This window comes from Mycobacterium sp. 1482292.6 (assembly GCF_001672995.1).
Lineage (GTDB): Bacteria > Actinomycetota > Actinomycetes > Mycobacteriales > Mycobacteriaceae > Mycobacterium > Mycobacterium europaeum_A.
Genome location: NZ_LZKV01000033.1, coordinates 66,626 through 85,856, shown reverse-complemented (window position 1 = coordinate 85,856; position 19,231 = coordinate 66,626). Strand labels below are relative to the sequence as shown.

17 protein-coding genes are annotated in these 19,231 nt (G+C 70.4%); 14 read left to right on the top strand and 3 right to left on the bottom strand.

Translation table 11 applies throughout. From position 1 onward, the window contains the following. Positions 1 to 114: 114 nt before the first annotated feature. A complete protein-coding gene (locus A5624_RS02335; protein ID WP_197508025.1) occupies positions 115 to 948 on the bottom strand; it encodes a thioesterase family protein in 834 nt (277 codons plus the stop codon). 39 nt (positions 949 to 987) lie between these two features. Between A5624_RS02335 and A5624_RS02330 the strand changes: the two genes are divergently transcribed. Both A5624_RS02330 and A5624_RS02325 read left to right on the top strand, forming a co-directional pair. Beyond that, entirely contained in the window at positions 988 to 2,520 is a 1,533-nt protein-coding gene (locus A5624_RS02330; protein ID WP_197518900.1) for a class I adenylate-forming enzyme family protein, read from the top strand. Then, positions 2,517 to 5,762 (top strand): carboxyl transferase domain-containing protein, encoded by a 3,246-nt coding sequence (locus A5624_RS02325; protein WP_066860854.1) that lies wholly within the window; start codon positions 2,517 to 2,519, stop codon positions 5,760 to 5,762. The genes A5624_RS02330 and A5624_RS02325 overlap by 4 nt, the downstream gene beginning before the upstream one ends. Before the next feature lie 12 nt (positions 5,763 to 5,774). Here A5624_RS02325 and A5624_RS02320 read toward each other — a convergent pair whose 3' ends face one another. Then, positions 5,775 to 6,104, bottom strand: a complete 330-nt coding sequence (locus tag A5624_RS02320) for a PE-PGRS family protein (protein WP_066860851.1) — start codon at positions 6,102 to 6,104, stop codon at positions 5,775 to 5,777. Between the two features lie 131 nt (positions 6,105 to 6,235). Between A5624_RS02320 and A5624_RS02315 the strand changes: the two genes are divergently transcribed. From A5624_RS02315 to A5624_RS02300, 4 genes are all read left to right on the top strand, one after another. Next, the gene (locus A5624_RS02315) at positions 6,236 to 7,018 is read left to right on the top strand and encodes an SDR family oxidoreductase (protein WP_066860848.1); all 783 of its coding nucleotides are present in this window, start codon (positions 6,236 to 6,238) and stop codon (positions 7,016 to 7,018) included. After that, complete coding sequence (locus A5624_RS02310) at positions 7,015 to 8,214, top strand: acyl-CoA dehydrogenase family protein (RefSeq protein ID WP_066860844.1); 1,200 nt, start codon at positions 7,015 to 7,017, stop codon at positions 8,212 to 8,214. Before A5624_RS02315 ends, A5624_RS02310 begins: the two co-directional genes overlap by 4 nt. Further along, positions 8,211 to 9,314: an acyl-CoA dehydrogenase family protein gene (locus tag A5624_RS02305; RefSeq protein ID WP_066860838.1), complete on the top strand. Its 1,104-nt coding sequence runs from the start codon at positions 8,211 to 8,213 to the stop codon at positions 9,312 to 9,314. The genes A5624_RS02310 and A5624_RS02305 overlap by 4 nt, the downstream gene beginning before the upstream one ends. A 158-nt stretch (positions 9,315 to 9,472) precedes the next feature. Then, positions 9,473 to 10,690 (top strand): glycosyltransferase, encoded by a 1,218-nt coding sequence (locus A5624_RS02300; RefSeq protein WP_066860835.1) that lies wholly within the window; start codon positions 9,473 to 9,475, stop codon positions 10,688 to 10,690. On the opposite strand, the gene A5624_RS02295 is transcribed toward A5624_RS02300, so the two are convergent. Next, positions 10,679 to 11,428: a dienelactone hydrolase family protein gene (locus tag A5624_RS02295; RefSeq protein ID WP_066860832.1), complete on the bottom strand. Its 750-nt coding sequence runs from the start codon at positions 11,426 to 11,428 to the stop codon at positions 10,679 to 10,681. The two genes, A5624_RS02300 and A5624_RS02295, sit on opposite strands and share 12 nt — an antisense overlap. Before the next feature lie 151 nt (positions 11,429 to 11,579). Between A5624_RS02295 and A5624_RS02290 the strand changes: the two genes are divergently transcribed. The 8 genes from A5624_RS02290 to dapA all read left to right on the top strand — a co-directional run bounded on the left by A5624_RS02290 (position 11,580) and on the right by dapA (position 19,225). Next, entirely contained in the window at positions 11,580 to 12,380 is an 801-nt protein-coding gene (locus A5624_RS02290) for a thymidylate synthase (protein WP_066860829.1), read from the top strand. Positions 12,381 to 12,387: 7 nt separating this feature from the next. After that, a complete protein-coding gene (locus A5624_RS02285; RefSeq protein ID WP_066860826.1) occupies positions 12,388 to 12,912 on the top strand; it encodes a dihydrofolate reductase in 525 nt (174 codons plus the stop codon). Between the two features lie 74 nt (positions 12,913 to 12,986). Continuing rightward, positions 12,987 to 13,721, top strand: a complete 735-nt coding sequence (locus A5624_RS02280; RefSeq protein WP_066860823.1) for a cell division protein DivIVA — start codon at positions 12,987 to 12,989, stop codon at positions 13,719 to 13,721. A 55-nt stretch (positions 13,722 to 13,776) separates the two neighbouring features. Beyond that, on the top strand, positions 13,777 to 15,000 hold the full coding sequence (locus tag A5624_RS02275; protein WP_066860820.1) for a winged helix-turn-helix domain-containing protein: 1,224 nt from the start codon (positions 13,777 to 13,779) through the stop codon (positions 14,998 to 15,000). After that, positions 15,000 to 16,406: a type I restriction-modification system subunit M gene (locus A5624_RS02270; protein WP_066860817.1), complete on the top strand. Its 1,407-nt coding sequence runs from the start codon at positions 15,000 to 15,002 to the stop codon at positions 16,404 to 16,406. The genes A5624_RS02275 and A5624_RS02270 overlap by 1 nt, the downstream gene beginning before the upstream one ends. Beyond that, complete coding sequence (locus A5624_RS02265; protein WP_066860814.1) at positions 16,403 to 17,494, top strand: restriction endonuclease subunit S; 1,092 nt, start codon at positions 16,403 to 16,405, stop codon at positions 17,492 to 17,494. Before A5624_RS02270 ends, A5624_RS02265 begins: the two co-directional genes overlap by 4 nt. A 5-nt stretch (positions 17,495 to 17,499) precedes the next feature. Beyond that, positions 17,500 to 18,252 carry an FAD-dependent thymidylate synthase gene (gene thyX / locus A5624_RS02260; protein WP_066860954.1) on the top strand — a complete coding sequence of 251 codons (753 nt, stop codon included), beginning with the start codon at positions 17,500 to 17,502 and terminating at the stop codon, positions 18,250 to 18,252. A gap of 70 nt (positions 18,253 to 18,322) precedes the next feature. Continuing rightward, the gene (gene dapA / locus A5624_RS02255) at positions 18,323 to 19,225 is read left to right on the top strand and encodes a 4-hydroxy-tetrahydrodipicolinate synthase (protein WP_066860811.1); all 903 of its coding nucleotides are present in this window, start codon (positions 18,323 to 18,325) and stop codon (positions 19,223 to 19,225) included. Positions 19,226 to 19,231 lie beyond the last annotated feature (6 nt).

Below are 19,231 nucleotides of genomic sequence, written 5' to 3'. Positions count from 1 at the left end.
CAGCATCCATTCGGCGGGTCGTGCAGAGCAGCATAGCCCAATACCGGGCGCTGTCCGAGGTTTGCAGAGTCGCCTCCCAGCAAATGGAGTGGCGCACACAGCAACGATGATCGACTAGGCGTGGGTCGGCTTGAACGCGCCGGCGGGCTGGGCCACCGCCAGGGCGGAGCTGGTGCCGATCGGGCCGTGTTGGTCGAACAGCGTTGCGGTGCCGGTGGCGACCCCGGCCGTACCGTAGTGGCTCTGTGCGGCCAGCCCGACGAATTCACCGTCGGGCAGCCGGCTGGCGGTGACGGTGTAGTCGGCGTTGATGTAACGCAATCCGCCTGTGCCCCAATGCGTGAGCGAGCTGGTGATGTCACCGACGAACGCCAGGCGGGTGAACGGCGTCAGGGCGTGGCCATGCACCATCGGCCGAAACACCCGCGCCCACGCGAACTTCTGGGCATGGGACTGCTCCCACTCGCCGGCGGCGATACCGGGGCTGCCCTCGAACGTCGCCCCGTATCCCCAGATGTGGAACGGCATGTCGGTCGGAAAGCCGTCGTGGGCCCTGGGCAGCGGCGGCATCTCGACCGGAAACGACCACACCTGGCCTTCGGGATGCTCACCGCGGCGCAGGAACAACGCGCTGGCGCGCGCGACGGTCGCGTCGCGCTGCATGAGGGCGGCGTCGACCAGCCTGATTCGCCGGCCTTCCCGCTGGACCGAGGTCCGGATCTGTACCGGCAGCAGCAGCGCCGGCCGTATCAGGTCGACGGTCAGCCGGGCGGGCTGGAAGTCGGGGTCGATGCCGGATTGCTCTATGCCCCAACCCAACAGCCCGCCGACGATCTGGCCGCCCATCGCCGCGCCCCACGGGCCCTGGGTCATCGGCCCCGGAACATAGGAGTCGCCGTCTACAGTGAAGAACGCCTCGGGCATGATGGCGGAATCCTGGATCGTCACCGCTATCACGATAGGGCAGCAGGATAGTAAGGACCGGGCATGCCTCCAGTGATCGAAATTCCACGCGGCCCCAACCCGTTCCCGATGGCCGGCGTGTCCCGCGGCCCCGACGGCATACCGCGCTACGAGGGGCTCCCGGCCACCCTGCTCGACATGCTCGCCGAGCACGCCGACGCCCGCCCGGATGCCGAAGCCCTGGTCGAGCTGGGCGGCGACCGGCTGACGTACCGGCAGCTGTGGGACCGCGCGGCGCGCGTCGCCGGCGGGCTGCGCGCCGGCGGTCTGCAGCCCGGCGACCGCGTCGCGCTGCGTTACCCCGCCGGCATCGACTGGGCGCTGGCGTTCTGGGGCACGGTGATGGCCGGTGGCGTTGCGGTGGCGGTCAATACGCGTTCGGCGCGCCCGGAGGTCGAGTTCGTTTTGTCCGACTCCGGGGCGCGGGTGGATCTGGCGCCCGACGCGCCGCTGCCGGACGGTCGGCCGTACGTCACCGAGCGACTGGGCCGCGCCGACACCGCCGCGCTGTTCTACACCTCGGGGACCACCGGCCATCCCAAGGGGGTGCCGACCACGCACGAGGCGTTCTTGACCAACACCGAGAACGGGATCCGTTGTCTGCAACAGCCGCGGAACCTCGGCGACGCGATGCGCACGCTGATCTCGGTGCCGCTGTTTCACGTGACCGGTTGCAACACCCAGCTTCTGGCCGCGGCCCGGCTCGGCGGAGCGTCGGTGATCATGCCCGCGCTCAACCTGGACACGCTGCTCGCCACGCTGACCGCCGAGCGCATCTCGGTCATGGTCACCGTCCCGGCGATCTACTCGCTGTTGTTGCGCCACAGGGATTTTGCCGCGCTGGATACGTCGGGCGTGCGGTGGGTGGGCTACGGTGGCGCCCCGATCGCCCCGTCGCTGGTGCGGTCGGTGAAGAACGCGTTCGGCCACGCCACGGTGTTCAACGGCTACGGCATGACGGAGACGGCGTCGCTGATGACCGTGCTGCCCGACGCCGAGGCCGTCGAGCACGCCGACTCCGTCGGGTACGCGGTGCCGTCGGTGGACCTCGGGGTGATCCCGTTCGGCGACGACCCCGCCGTGGGCGAGCTGGTGGCGCGCGGCGCCAACGTGACCAACGGCTACTGGAACCGGCCCGAGGCCACCGCCACCACCTTCGCTGACGGTTGGCTGCACACCGGCGACGTGGTGCGCGTCGACGAGGCGGGCCGGGTGCACATCGTCGACCGGCTCAAGGACATCATCAACCGCGGCGGCGAGAACGTCTCCAGCGTCGAGGTGGAGGCCGTGCTGCTGGCCGCACCCCATGTCGCGGACGTCTGCGTGCTCGGGGTTGCCGACGAGGTCATGGGGGAGAAGGTGGGAGCGGTGCTGTTCGGCGGCGGCGACGAGATCGACGTGCCGGCGGTGCTCGACCACTGCCGCGGCCAGCTGGCCGACTACAAAGTGCCGCAATATGTCACGGTGGTGGACACCGCGCTGCCGCGCAACGCCGGCGGCAAGCTGCTCAAGGCCAGGCTCCGCGAACAGGTCCAGTGGGGCGAGCCGCTGCGATGAACGCGAGCCTGCTGGTCGCCAACCGCGGCGAGATCGCACTGCGAATCATCCGCACCGCAACCGAATTGGGCATGCGCACCATCGCGGTGTATGCCGAAGACGACGCCGAGAGCCCGCACGTGCACGCCGCCGACGAGGCGATCGGCCTGCCAGGCACCGGCCCGCGGGCTTATCTGGACCAGCCCGCCATGCTGGCGGCGGCGAAGAGCGCCGGCGCGGAACTGATTCACCCCGGCTACGGATTCCTCAGCGAGAACGCTGAATTCGCCAACGCCTGCGCGGCCGGTGGCTACACGTTTGTCGGTCCCGATGCCCGGGTGCTCGAAGTCCTCGGCAACAAGACCGCCGCCCGCGGCGCGGCGATCGCCGCCGGGGTGCCGGTGCTGCCCGCGACCGACGGCCCGAGCGGCGTCGAGGACATCAAGGCGTTCTTCGCCGCCCACGGCGGCGGCATCATGATCAAGGCCCTCGCCGGCGGCGGGGGCCGTGGGATGCGCAAGGTGCACAGCGCCGATCAGATCGACGATGCCTACCAGCGCTGCGCCGCCGAAGCCCAACTGGGATTCGGTGATTCCGCGCTGTTCGCCGAGGCGCTGCTCGCCGACGCCCGCCACATCGAGGTGCAGGTGGTCGCCGCACCGGCTGGACACCAGACGCACGCACACGCGGTCGGCGACCGCGACTGCAGCATCCAGCGGCGCTACCAGAAGCTGGTGGAAATCGCCCCCGCCCAAGGCCTTTCGGATGACCTGCGCCGCGCCCTGCACCGGGCGGCGGTGCGGTTATGCGCCCGCGTGGGGCTGCGCGGGCTGGCCACCGTCGAATTCCTGGTCACCGGCGACGAATTCGTCTTTCTGGAGGTCAACCCGCGAATCCAGGTCGAGCACACCGTCACCGAGGAAACCACCGGGCTCGACCTGGTCGCCATGCAACTCGCCATCGCCCGGGGTGCGTCGTTCTACCAGCTGGGGTTGCCCTCCGGAATCGCCTCCGACGGACTGGAAGTCATCGGCGAGCCGGCCGCCCGCCGCGGCATCGCCATCCAGCTCAGGGTGAACATGGAGACGTTCGGGCCCGACTTCTCCGTCGCGCCCTCGGCGGGCACCCTCACCGTGTTCTCCCCGCCCAGTGGTCCCGGCGTGCGCGTCGACACCTATGGCCGGGCGGGATTGGCGATAAGCCCGCAGTACGACTCGCTGTTGGCCAAACTCATCGTCTTTGTGCACGCGTCATCCGCCGGGCACGGGTCATCATGGCGGGCCGCGGTGCGCAAGGCCCGCACCGCCCTGGCCGAATTCAGCATCGAGGGCGTTCACACGAATGTCACCTTCCTGCGCGAGCTGCTGACCGACGACCGGATCGAATCCGGTTGGGTGAGCACCGGTTTCCTCGATGAGAAGCTTCCCGAGCTGGCCCAGGCCGCGCTGTCACACCAGCAAGAACCCCGGGCGGCGACGATCGAACTGTATCCCGGCGAGGATGCGCTGCGCGCCCAGTTGGCCGGCACCGTCATCGAGGTAGCGTCCGAGGACGCCGAATACGCGGCGGGCAGCCAGCTGGTTGTCCTGGAAGCGATGAAGATGCAGCACGTGCTCGTCGCGCCGGACGCGCTGCGGACCGTCCGGATCCTGGTGACACCCGGTCAGGTGGTCGGGACCGGAGATCCGCTGTTGGTCTTCACCCGCACCGCGGCCGCCGGTGACGGCGAATCCGTCTCGGCAACAACGGATCTCGATCGCCCGCGAGCCGATCTCGACGAGGTCGTGCGCCGGCATGCCTTGACCCTCGACGAGGGCCGCGAGGCCGCCGTCGCCAAACGGCACCAGCGGGGACGCCGCACCGCCCGGGAGAACATCGCCGATCTGGTCGATCCCGACAGCTTCGTCGAATACGGTGCGCTGGCGATCGCGGCTCAGCGCAGCCGGCGCTCGGAATCCGACTTGATCGTCAACACCCCGGCCGACGGCCTGGTCGCCGGGCTGGCCACCATCGGCGCGGACCGGTTCGGGCGGGACGCGGCGCAGGCCGTCGTGGTGTCCTACGACTACACGGTGCTGGCCGGCACGCAGGGCATGCGCAACCACGCCAAAACCGACCGCGTGTTCGATCTCGCCGCGCGAAAGCGCTTGCCCGTCGTGCTATTCGCCGAGGGCGGCGGCGGCCGGCCGGGCGACACCGACGTCGGCGGCGCCGCCGGCCTGGACGTGCCGACCTTCCGGATGCTCGCGGCGTTGAGCGGCGAGGTGCCGCTGGTGTCGATCGTCTCGGGCCGTTGCTTCGCCGGCAACGCGGCGCTGGCGGGGGTGTGCGACGTGATCATCGCGACGCCGGACGCCAACATCGGGATGGGCGGTCCGGCGATGATTGAGGGCGGCGGACTGGGCGTGTATCCGCCGGAGGCGATCGGGCCGATCGGCGTGCAGCGCCGCAACGGCGTGGTCAGCCTGGTGGCCCGCGACGAGGCCCATGCGGTCGCGCTGGCCAAGCAATATCTCTCGTACTTCCAGGGCCCGCTGAGTGACTGGTCGGCGCCGGATCCACGGCTGGCCCGGCATGTGGTGCCGCAGAACCGGTTACGCGCATACGACGTGCACCGGGCGATCGAGTCGACCGTCGACATTGGCTCGGTGCTCGAGCTGCGGGCAGACTACGGCGTGGGGATTGTCACCGCCCTGGTTCGCGTGGAGGGGGTACCGTACGGGCTGATCGCCAACAGCACCCACCACCTGGGCGGCGCGATAGACGCCGAGGCGGCCGACAAGGCCGGCGACTTCCTGGCCTTGTGCGAATCGTTCGGGTTGCCGGTGATCTCGCTGTGCGACACACCGGGCTTCATGGTGGGGCCCGACGCGGAGAAGGACGCGGCCGTCCGCCGCTTCGGCCGGATGTTCGTCCTGGGTGCGCGGCTGACGGTACCGCTGGGAATGATCATCCTGCGCAAGGCTTATGGACTCGGCGCGATGGCGATGGCCGGGGGTTCATTCCGGGCGCCGCAGTTCACCATCGCCTGGCCGACCGGCGAGATCGGCGGCATGGGTCTGGAAGGCGCCGTCCGCCTGGGATTCAGCAAGGAGTTGGCGGCGGTCGACGATCCGGCCGAGCGCCAAGTCCTGTTCGACCGCCTGGTGGCCGCGGCCTACGAGCACGGCAAGGCGCTGCGGGCGGCCACCACGTTCGAGTTGGACGACGTCATAGACCCAGCAGCCTCCCGGGCCTGGATCACCAGGCTCTCGGGAGGCTGAGGGGTAGAGCGATCAGGCGTGGCCGGAGCCGCAGCCGACGCCGGGCAGACATCCCTGCCCGCCCGGAATGCCACCGGGTCCCGCGTTCTGCCCGCCGGAGCCGCAGCCGACGCCCGGGACGCAGCCCTGGCCACCAGGTCCGCCGCCCGGACCGTTGAACTGGCCGCCCGAGCCGCAGTTTCCGTTGGCGTCGCAGCCGCCGCCGCCCGGGTCGTCCTTGAAGGTGACGTGGGTCGGGGCGGGGGAGTTGGCCGCCAATCCGGTGACGTACACGTCAGCCGCGGCCACGGGGGCGGCGGCGATAGCCGCAGCAACAGCCCCGGCAACAACCAGCGGTTTCATGAGTGCCAATTTCGATAACATGCGGCTGGCATACCACCTCAACACGTGTCCAAAACATCGCGAATAAAATTCGACAGCACGAAGTTCCCGCTGCCGCACGGCGGCGTCACCGCGACGGAAGGCCTGACCACATGACCTCGCAAGATCTGACCGGCCGCACCGCGATCATCACCGGCGCGTCGCGTGGAATCGGGCTTTCGATCGCCCAGCAGCTGGCGGCCGCGGGGGCCAATGTGGTACTCACCGCGCGCAAGCAGGAGGCCGCCGAGGAGGCCGCCGCCCAGGTGGGCCAGCAGGCCCTCGGCGTCGGCGCGCACGCGGTCGACGAGGACGCCGCGCGGCGCTGCGTGGAGCTCACGCTGGAGCGCTTCGGCAGCGTCGACATCCTGGTCAACAACGCCGGAACCAACCCGGCCTACGGTCCGCTGATCGACCAGGATCACGCCCGTTTCACCAAGATCTTCGACGTCAACCTGTGGGCCCCGCTGTTGTGGACTTCGCTCGTGGTCAAGTCTTGGATGGGCGAGCACGGCGGGTCGATCGTCAACACCGCCTCCATCGGCGGTCTGCATCAATCGCCGGCGATGGGCATGTACAACGCCACCAAGGCCGCGCTGATCCATGTGACCAAGCAACTGGCGCTGGAACTTTCGCCGCGCGTCAGGGTCAACGCCATCGCGCCCGGGGTGGTGCGCACCCGGCTCGCCGAGGCGCTGTGGAAGGACCACGAGGACCCGCTGGCCTCATCGATCGCGCTGGGGCGCATCGGTGAACCCATCGACGTGGCCGGGGCGGTCGCCTTCCTGGTGTCCGACGCGGCCAGCTGGATCACCGGCGAGACCATGGTGATCGACGGCGGCCTGCTGCTCGGCGCCGCGCAGGGCTTCCAGTCCGCGCCGGGCGGCGGTCAATGACCGCCGTCGATACGGCCGACCTGGACGCACGGGTTCAGGCACTGCTCGACGAGCACGATCCGGCGACCAGCGACCCGCGGGATTTCCTTGGCGCGCAATACGATGCGGGGCTGGCCTGGGTGCACCTGCCGCGCGGCTTCGGCGGGCTGGATCTGCCACGCACCGCCCAGGAGCGCGTCGATGCCCGGCTGGCCGCCGCCGGTGCGCCGGTGGGCGGCACGCCGAAGAACTACATCGGGATGGGCATGGCCGCGCCGACCATCGCCGCGTTCGGCACCGACGACCAGAAACGAAAGTTTCTGCGCCCCTTGTTCACCGGCGAGCAGATCTACTGCCAACTGTTCAGCGAGCCGGGCGCGGGATCCGACCTTGCCGGGGTGTCGACCCGCGCGGTGCGCGACGCGGATAACCCTCAAGACTGGATTGTCAACGGCCAGAAGGTGTGGACGTCGCAGGCGCAACACGCGCAGATGGCGATCCTGGTGGCCCGCACCGATCCGGCCGTGCCCAAACACGCCGGCCTGACCTACTTTCTCTGCGACATGACGCAACCCGGCGTCGAGATCCGGCCGTTGCGCCAGATCACCGGCGAGGCCGAGTTCAACGAGGTGTTCCTCACCGACGTCCGGGTGCCCGACGCGAATCGGCTGGGCCCGGAGGGCGGCGGCTGGCGGGTCGCGACCACCACCCTGAACAACGAGCGGGTGGCGATCGGTTCCCGTGCCGGGGCGCCGCGGGAGGGCGGCCACATCGGCAAGGTCACCGCCGCGTGGCGCGACGAGCCGGCGCTGCGCAACCCCGCCATGCACGATCAACTGATGCGGTTGTGGGTGGAGGCGGAGGTCCTTCGGCTCGCCGGCGAGCGGCTGCGGCAGCAGGCCGCCACCGGTCAGCCGGGCCCGGAGGGCGCCGGCATGAAGGTGGCGTTCGCCAAGCTGGCGCAAGCGATTTCGGGCTTCGAGATCGAGCTGCACGGCGAATCCGGCCTCTACTACGACGACTGGACCATGCGCAGGCCCGAGACGGTCGACCTGACCGGCCGCGGGCCCGGATACCGCTACCTGCGGGCGCGCGGCAACTCGATCGAGGGCGGCACCTCAGAAGTCCTGCGCAACACCATCTCCGAGCGGATCCTGGGCCTGCCGGGCGAACACCGCGTCGACAAGGACGTCGCCTGGAAGGACCTGCCCCGATGAGCGCGCACACCACCGACCTGCTGTACTCCGACACCGAGGAGGCGTTGCGGGCCGGCGTGCGCCAGCTGTTCGCCGAGCGGTGTCCACCCGAAGGCGTGGCAAGCCTGTATAACGCCGAACCGCAAAACTTTTCGGGCGTGTGGCGCACGCTGGCCACCGAGCTGGGCGTTGCCGGCCTGCTGGTTCCGGAGTCGCTGGGCGGCGCCGGCGCGAGCGCCCGCGAGGCCGCGGTGGTCATGGAGGAGATCGGCCGGGCCGTCGCGCCGGTGCCGTTTTTGTCCAGCGCGGTGCTCGCCACCATCGCGCTGCTGCGGGCCGGTGACACCGACACGGTGTCGGCGCTGGCGCAGGGCGAGCTGACGGCGGCGCTGGTGGTGCCGCTGTCGAGCGCGCCGGGCGACCCGGTCCCGCTGGTCAGCGGCGACTCGGACGGCCTGAGCGGATCGGTTACCGGCGTGACCGGCGCCGACGCCGCCGACGTGCTGGTGGTCCCGGTCGCCGCGCCCGCCGGGCTCGAGCTGCACACCGTCGCCCGCGGCGCGGCGGGGCTGCGGGTTTCCCCGCTGCTCGCGCTGGATATGACCAGACCCGTTGCCGCCGTGTCGTTTTCGGGGACACCGTCGTCGCGCGCCGGCGCGGGCGACGAGCCCGTCATCGAAGCCATCCGGACCGGGGCTGCGCTGCTCGCGTCCGAGCAACTCGGGGTCGCCCAATGGTGCTTCGAGACCACGCTGGAATACGTCCGGCAACGCCGGCAGTTCGGCCGCACGATCGGCTCCTACCAGGCGATCAAGCACCGGTTGGCGGACCTGTGGTTCGAAATCGGCGCGGCGACCGCAGCGGCCCGCTACGCCGCCGACACCTGCGCCCGGGACGGCGCGGACGCCGACGCCGCGGCGGCCATCGCCCAGGCCTACTGCAGCGACGTCGCCGTGCGTGCCGCCGAGGAGTGCATCCAGCTGCACGGCGGCATCGGCATGACCTGGGAATATCCCGCACACCTGTACCTCAAGCGCGCCAAGAGCGACCAGTTGGCATTCGGCACCGCATACCGTCACCGCGCCCGCCTGGCCGAATTGGTGGACCTGCCGGCGTTCTGACGTTGCCACCCGCGGCGCGGGCGCGCGCCGTGCCTGGGCTCGCGGTGATTCTTACCTGCGGGCCCGCCAATGACGGCAAACGGCCCCTCGTTGCGTGGCCGGACGGCGCGCCGAGGATAGAGTTTTGCGACCACCCGGGTGGAAGTGGGAGCGGTGCGATGCGAGTGTTGCTGTCGGCGTACGACTCGCGCGGGGGCGTCGAGCCGCTTGCCGCGCTCGCGCTGCAGCTGCGGACGCTCGGCGTCGACGCGGGGGTGAGCGCGCCGCCGGACGCGGAATTCGTCGAGCTGCTGGCCCGGGTGGACATGCCGGTGCTGCCCTTCGGCGAATCGCTGCGGGCGATGAAGACCGGGGCGCTGCCGTCGGAGGAGGACCTCCGCCGGCACCTGGACGCGCTGATCGCCGTGCAGTTCGACACCGTGGCCGCCGCGGCCGAAGGGTGCGACGCGCTGGTGGTGGCCGGTTTCCCGCCGGCTGCGGCCGCCGCCCGCTCGGTGGCCGAACGGCTGGGCATCCACTACGTCTATGTCACCTACCAGCCCACCATCCTGCCGTCGCCGCACCACCCGCCGCCCGCCTACGCGAACGGGCCCTTCCCCCCGGGCATGGTCGAGAACCGGGTGCTGTGGCAACTGGATGGCCGGCACATGCAGGAGCTGTTCGGCGCGACGCTCAACGCTCACCGGACCGCCATCGGGCTGGCGCCGCTGGACAACCTGCGCGACTACGCGCTGACTGAATCGCCCTGGCTGGCGACGGACCCGATCCTGGATCCCTGGCGCCAGCCCAGCGACCTCGACGTGGTCCAGACCGGCGCGTGGCTGCTGCCCGACGAACGGCCCCTGCCGGCCGAACTGGTGGCGTTCCTGGACGCGGGAACGCCGCCGGTCTATGTGGGCTTCGGCAGCATGCCCATGCGCGCCTCCCACGACGTCGCCGGGGTCGCCATCGACGCGATCCGCGCGCAGGGCCACCGCGTCCTGGTGTCCCGCGGCTGGGCGGAGCTGACCCCGATCGATGACGGGGCCGATTGCCTGGGCGTCGGCGACGTCAACCACCAGGCGCTGTTCACCCGGGTCGCCGCCGTTGTACACCACGGCGGGGCGGGAACCACCACGACGGCCGCCCGGGCCGGCGCGCCGCAGGTGGTGGTGCCGCAGGGGGCCGATCAGCCCTACTGGGCGGGCCGGGTGCGCGACCTGGCCATCGGCGCCGCCCACGACGGTCCGGCCCCGACCACCGAGTCGCTGTCGGCCGCGCTCAAGGCGGTGCTGACCGAGCGGACCCGCGAGCGGGCGCGCTCCGTGGCGGCGACGATCCGCACGGACGGGGCGGCCGTGGCCGCGACCGTGCTGCGGGCGGCGCTAACGCGGTAGCGCCGAGGCGAACACCTGCGTCATCGCGTCCCAATGCCGCTCGGCTGCGGCGGCGTCATAGGGCCCGTTGTCCGGGACCGCGAATCCGTGGCCGGCCGAATACCACTCGATCGTGTGCTCGACGCCGGCCGCCGTCAGCGCCTTGTCGAGTTGCTCGGCGTGATCGGCGGTGAACGACGCGTCGTTCTGGGCGCCGCCCACGTACACCGTGGCGGTCATCCGGTCGGCGAGCAGGTGTGGGCTGTCCTCGGTGTCGGTCACCAGGCCGCCGCCGTGGAAGGACGCCGCGGCGGCCACCCGGTCGGGCACCCGGCCGGCCACCATGAGCGACGTCCGGCCGCCCATGCAGTAGCCGCACACCCCGAACCGCTCGCCGAGCACCTCGGGGCGGGCGGCCAGGTAGTCGAAGAACGCGGTCGCGTCGGCGGCCATCCGGTCCGGGGTGACGCTGCCGATCATCGAGAACAGGCGCCCGCGTTCCTTCTTGTCGGTGAAGACCGTCGCCATGTCGAACGGCGCCCAGTCCGGGGTGCGGTAGTAGACATCCGGCAGCAGCACGGCGTAACCGAACCCGGCCAGCTTGGCGGCCATCTGCTCGAAGGTGTCACGCACGCCGCCGGCGTCGGGATACATGACCACCCCGGGCCAGGGGACTTGCGATTCGGGGCCGTCGGGGGTGAACAGGTGCACCGTGCAGGTGCCATCGGGTGTGGTGACGACGTCGATGATGTTCGGCATGGCACCCGTTCTACTCCGCGGGCCTAGAGGCGAAACATCCGCGTCGACCCGCCGCGCCCGGCTTCGCCGCGCTCGCGATCGCCGCCAAACATCCGCGTCGACCCGCCGCGCCCGGCTTCGCCGCGCTCGCGATCGCCGCTATTCTGACGGCGTGCCGATCCCGACTCCCTACGAGGACCTGCTTCGCCGGGTGCTCGAGCAGGGAACGGCCAAATCCGACCGGACCGGCACCGGGACCCGCAGCCTGTTCGGTCAGCAGCTGCGCTATGACCTCTCGGCCGGCTTCCCGCTGCTCACCACCAAGAAGGTGCACCTGAAATCGGTGATCTACGAGCTGCTGTGGTTTTTGCGCGGCGACTCCAACGTCGGCTGGCTGCACCAGCACGGGGTCACCATCTGGGACGAATGGGCAAGCGACACAGGCGATCTCGGGCCGATCTACGGCGTGCAGTGGCGATCCTGGCCGACGCCTTCGGGCGAGCACATCGACCAGATCAGCGCCGCCCTCGAGCTGCTGCGCACCGACCCCGACTCGCGGCGCATCATCGTGTCGGCGTGGAACGTCGGCCAGATCCCGCAGATGGCGCTGCCGCCGTGTCACGCGTTCTTCCAGTTCTACGTGGCCGACGGGCGGCTGAGCTGCCAGCTCTACCAGCGCAGCGCCGACCTGTTCTTGGGCGTGCCGTTCAACATCGCCAGCTACGCGCTGCTGACGCACATGATGGCCGCCCAGGCCGGCCTGGCCGTCGGCGAGTTCGTGTGGACGGGTGGGGACTGCCACATCTACGACAACCATGTCGAACAGGTGCGCCTGCAGCTGAGCCGCGATCCCCGGCCGTACCCGGAACTCGTTCTGGCGCAACGGGACTCGATCTTCGACTACGTCTACGAGGACGTCGTCGTGCAGAACTACGACCCGCACCCGGCGATCAAAGCCCCCGTCGCCGTATGACCGCCGCATGACCGAGGTGGGCCTGGTGTGGGCTCAGTCGAGCTCCGGCGTGATCGGGCGCGGTGGTGACATCCCCTGGAACGTGCCGGAAGATCTGTTGCGGTTCAAAGAGGTGACCATGGGTCACCCGGTGATCATGGGCCGGCGGACGTGGGAGTCGTTACCGGCGAGGGTGCGCCCCCTGCCCGGGCGCCGCAACGTCGTGCTATCCCGCGACACCGGCTTCGTCGCCGACGGGGCGCAGGTGGTCGGATCCCTGGAGGCGGCGCTGGCCCAAGCCGAGGGCGATCCGCGGACCTGGGTCATCGGCGGCGAGCAGATCTATTTGCTGGCGCTGCCGCACGCCGCCCGCTGCGAGGTCACCGAGATCGAAATCGATTTGCGCCGCGATGACGACGACGCCCTGGCGCCGACGCTGGACGACACCTGGGTCGGTGAAACGGGGGAGTGGCAGGCCAGCCGCTCGGGGCTGCGGTATCGCTTCCACAGCTACCGGCGGCCCGCCGCGCACCCGGGCGCGCCCCCGGGCTGACCTGACATACTCGGACGCGGGGGTCGGTCGCACAGGGTCAACCAGGCGTTCGAAGAGAGAAGGGGGAATTGGCAGTGATAACCGAACCCGTGAAGACGTTCTCTCGAAAATTCATGGGCTACGACACCGCCGCGGTTGATGCCCACATCGAGATGCTGACCACCAAGCAGCAACTGCTGCTTGACGACGTCGAGAGCCTCCGGGCCCGGCTGCAGGAATCCGCCGATCAGACGGCCGCGCTGCGCAAAGAGGTGGCCGTGCTCACGGATACCTCGCCCTCGCCCCACGCGGTGCAGCAGCGGATGGCGAAAATGCTGAGCCGCGCGGTCGACGAGGTGGCCGAGATGCAGGCCGAGGCGCGCGCCGAAGCGGATGCGGTGATCGCGGCGGCCGAGGCCGAGGCTGAAGCCGCGGAACGAAAGCGCGACGAGGTGCTGGCCGACATGGCCGCGCAGCAAAAAGCCCTGGAAGCCGAGTACGCGGAGACCAAGGAGCGGCTCGACGCGGAACTGGCCGAGATGCGCGCCGAGACCGAATCGGCGATCAAGAAGGCGCGCCAGGAGGCCGAACGCGAGTGCGAGCAGCTGCTCGGCGACGCGAAGAAGGGCGCCGACCATTACCGGGAGAAGGCGCAGCGCGCGGTGGACGAGGCGACGGCGCGGCGCATCAAGATCCTCGAGCAGCTGATGGGCGTCTACCACGACCTCGACGAGGTGCCGAAGGCCCTCGAGGCGGCCTACGCCGAACAAAACGACTCGGGCGACGAGGCCGTGCTGAAACCGCTGGACCGCAAGGTCCGCGCGGGCTGAGTCGCGCTGGCGTGGCCTGCCGGGGTTGTCGCACCCAAGAGGTATTCTCTGCGCCGTGCCAACCCGCAGGCTATCGGCCGACCAAGCCCGCCGGATAGCCGTTGCAGCCCAAGGTTTTACCGAGCCCCGGCCCGGCGGTGAGATCACCCGGGCGCACCTGAAGCGGCTGATCTCCAGAATCCAAGTGCTGCAACTGGATTCGGTCTCGGTAGCGGTGCGGGCGCATTACGCCCCGGTGTTCAGCCGGCTCGGCCCCTACGACCGCGACGTGCTCGACCGCGCCGCCTGGGGCCCGCGGTCCGCACGGCTGCTGGCCGAATACTGGGTCCACGAGGCCGCGCTGATGGCCGTCGAGGACTGGCCGCTGTTGCGCTGGCGGATGCGCCAGTACTCCCACGGCCGCTGGGGCACCCACATCGTCAAGGCCAACCCGCAACTCGCCGACAAGATCGTCGCCGCCGTCGCCGAGCTCGGACCGAGCACCGCCGGACAGATCGAGGCCCACCTCGAGGCCGGACCGCGTGGGCCCAAAGGAAGCTGGTGGGGCAACCGCAGCGACACCAAATGGGTGGCCGAGGCCCTGTTCTCCGCCGGGGTGCTCACCACCGCCACGCGGGTGGGCTTCGCCCGCCACTACGACCTGGTGGAGCGGGTGTTGCCGGCCCGCGTGCTGGCCCGCGAGGTCGACGACGACGAGGCGATCCGCGAGCTCACGCTGCGGGCCGCCACCGCGCTGGGCGTGGGCACCGAGGCCGATATCCGCGACTACTTCCGGCTGTCGGCCGCCCAGGTCAAGCCGGCGATCGCCGCGCTGGTGGCCACCGGTGACCTCGAGCCCGTCGACGTCGACGGCTGGTCGGCGCCGGCCTATCTGCGGGCGGGCCGCGCGGTGCCCCGCACCGACCGCGGCACCGCGCTGCTGTGTCCGTTCGACCCGCTGATCTTCTTCCGTCCGCGCGTCGAGCGCCTGTTCGAATTCCATTACCGCATAGAGATTTACACGCCGGCCGCCAAGCGGCAGTACGGCTATTACGTGTGGCCGCTGCTCATGGACGGGCGACTGGTGGCGCGCGTCGACCTCAAGGCCGACCGCGCCGCCGGCACACTGCGGGTCCTCGGCGCGTTCGGGGAACCGGATGCGCCCAGGGATCGCGTCGCTGCGGCGCTGGCCGGTGAACTGCAGTCCATGGCGGCCTGGCTGGGCCTGGGTGGATTCAGTGTCGCCGGGAACGGTGATCTGTCCGGTGACCTGCGCGCGGCGGCCAAGCGGGCCGGCTGATGGCGGCGTCGACGTCCAGGGAACTCAACGCCACACTGTGGAAGGCGGCCGAGAAGCTGCGCGGCTCCCTGTCGGCCGGCCAGTACAAGGACGTGATCCTGGGGCTGGTGTTCCTGAAGCATGCCTCCGCCTCACACTGGAAAGTGTTGGCGGACAACGTAACCTCCGAAGGCATCGGCCGGCTAGCCGATGAGGCGATGGACGCCGTGATGACGGCGACACCGGCGCTGGCCGGGATGCTGCCCCGGCTGTACGGCAACCTCGACCGGCGTCGCCTCGGTGAGCTGGTGACCGTGCTCGACGGCGCCCGGATCGGTGACCGCGACGGCCGGGCCGGCGACCTGATGGGCGAGGTCTACGAGTACTTCCTGGGCAATTTCGCGCGCGCGGAAGGGCGGCGGGGCGGCGAATTCTTCACCCCGCCCAGCGTCGTGCGGCTGCTAGTCGAGGTGCTCGAACCGACCGGCGGGCGGGTGTATGACCCGTGCTGCGGCTCGGGCGGGATGTTCGTGCAGACCGAGCACTTCGTCGCCGAACGCGACGGTGACCCCGCGAACGTCACCGTCTACGGCCAGGAAAGCGTCGAGCAGACGTGGCGGATGGCGAAACTGAACCTCGCCGTGCACGGCATCGACGGCTCAGATCTGGGCGCCCGGTGCGCCGACACGTTCGTCACCGACCTGCACGCCGGCGTGCAGATGGACTACGTGATGGCCAATCCGCCGTTCAACATCAAGGATTGGGCCCGCGACGAGAAGGACCCGCGCTGGCGCTTCGGCGTTCCGCCCGCCACCAACGCGAATTACGCCTGGATCCAACACATCCTGTCCAAGCTGGCGCCCGGCGGCACGGCCGGTGTGGTGATGGCCAACGGTTCGATGTCGTCGAACGCCATGGGGGAGGGCGACATTCGGGCCCGCATCGTCGAGGCGGATTTGGTGTCGTGTGTGGTCGCATTGCCCGCGCAACTGTTCCGCAGCACCGCGATACCGGTGTGCCTGTGGTTCTTCGCCATGGACAAGGCGCACCGATCCGGGCAGGTGCTGTTCGTCGACGCGCGGGGCATGGGCCAGCTGGTGGATCGCGCCGAGCGCGCACTGACCCGCGACGAGATCGTCCGGATCGCCGATGCCTACCACGGGTGGTCCGGCGCGGCGTCGGCCCTCGCCAAAGGCCTTGCGTATGAGGATGTTCCGGGATTCTGTCGGTCCGTGCCGGTGGACGACATCAGGGCGGCGGGCTACCCGCTGACCCCCGGGCGCTATGTGGATGCGCCGGCCGTGCCGGATGACGGCGAGCCGGCCGCCGACAAGATCGCGCGATTGACCGGCGAGCTGCTGGCCGCGCTGGACGAATCGGCGCGCGCGGACCAAGCGGTGCGCCGTCAGGTGGAGCGGCTGCGGTGAACACCGTCCTGGGCGATCACCTCGATTTTCGCAGCGGAAGCAGCGCGCCCCGGCGGGCGTCCGGCGGCGGGGTCCCCATCTATGGGGCCAACGGCGCGATCGGTTACGCCGCCGAGCACAACGCCAGCGGGCCCGTGATCGTGCTGGGCCGCGTCGGGTCGTACTGCGGCAGCCTGCGCTACTGCGACTCCGATGTCTGGGTCACCGAGAACGCGCTGGTGTGCCGCGCCAAGGACCCCCGAGAGACCCGGTATTGGTACTACGCCCTGCACACCTGCCGGCTGGCCGACCACCGATCCGGGTCGGGGCAGGCCCTGCTCAACCAGAGGATCCTGAACGACGTGTCGGTGCCGACGGTCGCCGCGGGCGAACGGCGTCGGATCGCGGAGGTGCTGGGCGCCCTCGACGACAAGATCGCCGCCAACGACCGGGTGACCGGGGCGGCCGAACGCCTGATGATCGCCCTCGCCGAAGCGGCGCCGGGTCGGGTGCGGCTGTCCAGTTTGGCGAGCCGGTCGACGGTGATCTGCCACGTCAGCGAATTCGACGAGCGCCTCGCCCACTTCAGCCTTCCGGCGTTCGACGACGGCGCGAGACCCCGCCTGGTCGACGCCGCGGCGGTGCGCAGCGCCAAGCTGCTCCTGACGGAGCCCTGTGTGTTGTTCGCCAAGCTGAACCCGAGGATCCCGCGGATCTGGAACGTGCCGAGCCTGCCGTCGCACATGGCGGTGGCCAGCACCGAGTTCGTGGTGCTGCACCCACAGGGCTGCGATTCCTCGGCGCTGTGGTCGGCGCTGCGGCAGCCGGACGTCTCACTGCGGCTGCAGCGGCGGGCCGCGGGGACCTCGGGCAGCCATCAACGGATCCGGCCCGGCGACCTGCTGGACGTGTCGGTCCCCGACGTGCGCCTGCTGAGCCCGGCGGCGTTGCGGACGATCAGCGATCTGGGTGCGCTGTGTCACGCCGGGCGCGCCGAGAGCGCGCGGTTGTCGGCCTTGCGCGATGCGCTGCTGCCGTTGCTGGTCTGCGGGAAGGTGCGGGTCTCCTCGCGCCACTCCGTGGCGCGCATCGTCGCCCGGCTAAGGTGAGCGCCGTGGCCGAGATCGCGCCGCTGCGCGTGCAACTGATCGCCAAGACCGACTTCTTGGCGCCCCCGGACGTGCCATGGGACACCGACGCCGACGGCGGTCCCGCGCTGGTCGAGTTCGCGGGCCGGGCCTGCTACCAGAGCTGGTCGAAGCCCAACCCCAAGACCGCGACCAACGCCGGCTACATCAAACACATCATCGACGTCGGGCACTTTTCGGTGCTCGAGCACGCGAGCGTGTCGTTCTACATCACCGGCATCTCCCGATCGTGCACCCACGAGCTGATCCGGCATCGGCACTTCTCGTATTCGCAGCTGTCGCAGCGCTACGTCCCCGAGAAGGACTCGCACGTGGTCGTGCCCCCGGGACTGCAGGACGACCCGGAACTGCAGCAGATCCTGGCCGCGGCCGCCGACGCCAGCCGTGCCACCTACACCGAGCTGCTGACCAAACTGGAAGCCAAGTTCGCCGATCAACCCAGCGCCGTCTTGCGTCGCAAGCAGGCCCGCCAGGCCGCCCGCGCCGTGCTGCCCAACGCAACCGAGACCCGCATCGTGGTGACCGGCAACTACCGGGCGTGGCGCCACTTCATCGCGATGCGCGCCAGCGAGCACGCCGACGTGGAAATCCGCCGGCTGGCCATCGAATGCCTGCGCCAGCTCTCGGGCGTGGCGCCCGCGGTGTTCGCCGACTTCGAGATCTCCACCCTGGCCGACGGCACGGAGGTCGCGACCAGCCCGCTGGCGACCGAAGCCTGACGCGAAGTCGCGCGACGGCGCGTCTACGCGGGTGCTAAATACCTTGCTGGGGCCAGGTAACCTGAACACCGTGAGCACCGCCGGATTCGACGCCCCAGCGCGGCTGGGAACCGTGCTGACCGCGATGGTCACACCGTTTCGGCCCGACGGCTCCGTCGACACCGCCGCGGCCGCCCAGCTGGCCAATCACCTGATCGACGCGGGCTGCGACGGCCTGGTGATCTCCGGCACCACCGGCGAGTCCCCGACCACCACCGACGACGAGAAGCGAGAGCTGCTGCGCGTCGTGCTGGACGCCGTCGGCGACCGGGCCCGCGTCATCGCCGGCGCCGGCACCTACGACACCGCCCACAGCGTCCGGCTGGCCAAGGCCTGCGCGGCCGAGGGCGCCCACGGGCTGCTGGTGGTCACGCCGTACTACTCCAAGCCGCCGCAGAGCGGGCTGATCGCCCACTTCACCACCGTCGCCGACGCGACCGACCTGCCGGTGCTGCTCTACGACATCCCGCCGCGGTCGGTGATACCGATCCAGCCCGACACCATCCGCGCGCTGGCCGCCCACCCGAACATCGTCGGGATCAAGGACGCGAAGGCCGACCTGCACAGCGGGGGACAGATCATCGCCGAGACGGGCCTGGCCTACTACTCCGGCGACGACGCGCTGAACCTGCCGTGGCTGGCCATGGGTGCGACCGGCTTCATCAGCGTGATCTCGCACGTGGCCGCGGGGCAGCTGCGGGAGATGTTGTCCGCCTTCAGCTCCGGGGACATCGCCACCGCCCGCAAGATCAACGCCACCGTCGCCCCGCTGTGCGACGCGATGGCCCGGCTGGGCGGGGTGACCATGTCCAAGGCCGGCCTGCGCCTGCAGGGCATCGACGTCGGCGATCCGCGGTTGCCCCAAATGCCCGCCACGCCAGAACAACTCGAGGCGTTGGCCGCCCATATGCGTGCGGCGTCAGTGCTGCGGTGACCCGAG

What these genes read in the sequence shown, in the direction of transcription:
- A5624_RS02310 (WP_066860844.1), top strand. Translation starts at nt 7,015, where the DNA reads ATGACCGCCGTCGATACGGCCGACCTGGACGCACGGGTTCAGGCACTG.
- A5624_RS02295 (WP_066860832.1), bottom strand. Translation starts at nt 11,428, where the DNA reads ATGCCGAACATCATCGACGTCGTCACCACACCCGATGGCACCTGCACG.
- A5624_RS02325 (WP_066860854.1), top strand. Translation starts at nt 2,517, where the DNA reads ATGAACGCGAGCCTGCTGGTCGCCAACCGCGGCGAGATCGCACTGCGA.
- A5624_RS02315 (WP_066860848.1), top strand. Translation starts at nt 6,236, where the DNA reads ATGACCTCGCAAGATCTGACCGGCCGCACCGCGATCATCACCGGCGCG.
- A5624_RS02330 (WP_197518900.1), top strand. Translation starts at nt 988, where the DNA reads ATGCCTCCAGTGATCGAAATTCCACGCGGCCCCAACCCGTTCCCGATG.
- A5624_RS02270 (WP_066860817.1), top strand. Translation starts at nt 15,000, where the DNA reads ATGGCGGCGTCGACGTCCAGGGAACTCAACGCCACACTGTGGAAGGCG.
- A5624_RS02320 (WP_066860851.1), bottom strand. Translation starts at nt 6,104, where the DNA reads ATGAAACCGCTGGTTGTTGCCGGGGCTGTTGCTGCGGCTATCGCCGCC.
- A5624_RS02305 (WP_066860838.1), top strand. Translation starts at nt 8,211, where the DNA reads ATGAGCGCGCACACCACCGACCTGCTGTACTCCGACACCGAGGAGGCG.
- A5624_RS02285 (WP_066860826.1), top strand. Translation starts at nt 12,388, where the DNA reads ATGACCGAGGTGGGCCTGGTGTGGGCTCAGTCGAGCTCCGGCGTGATC.
- A5624_RS02300 (WP_066860835.1), top strand. Translation starts at nt 9,473, where the DNA reads ATGCGAGTGTTGCTGTCGGCGTACGACTCGCGCGGGGGCGTCGAGCCG.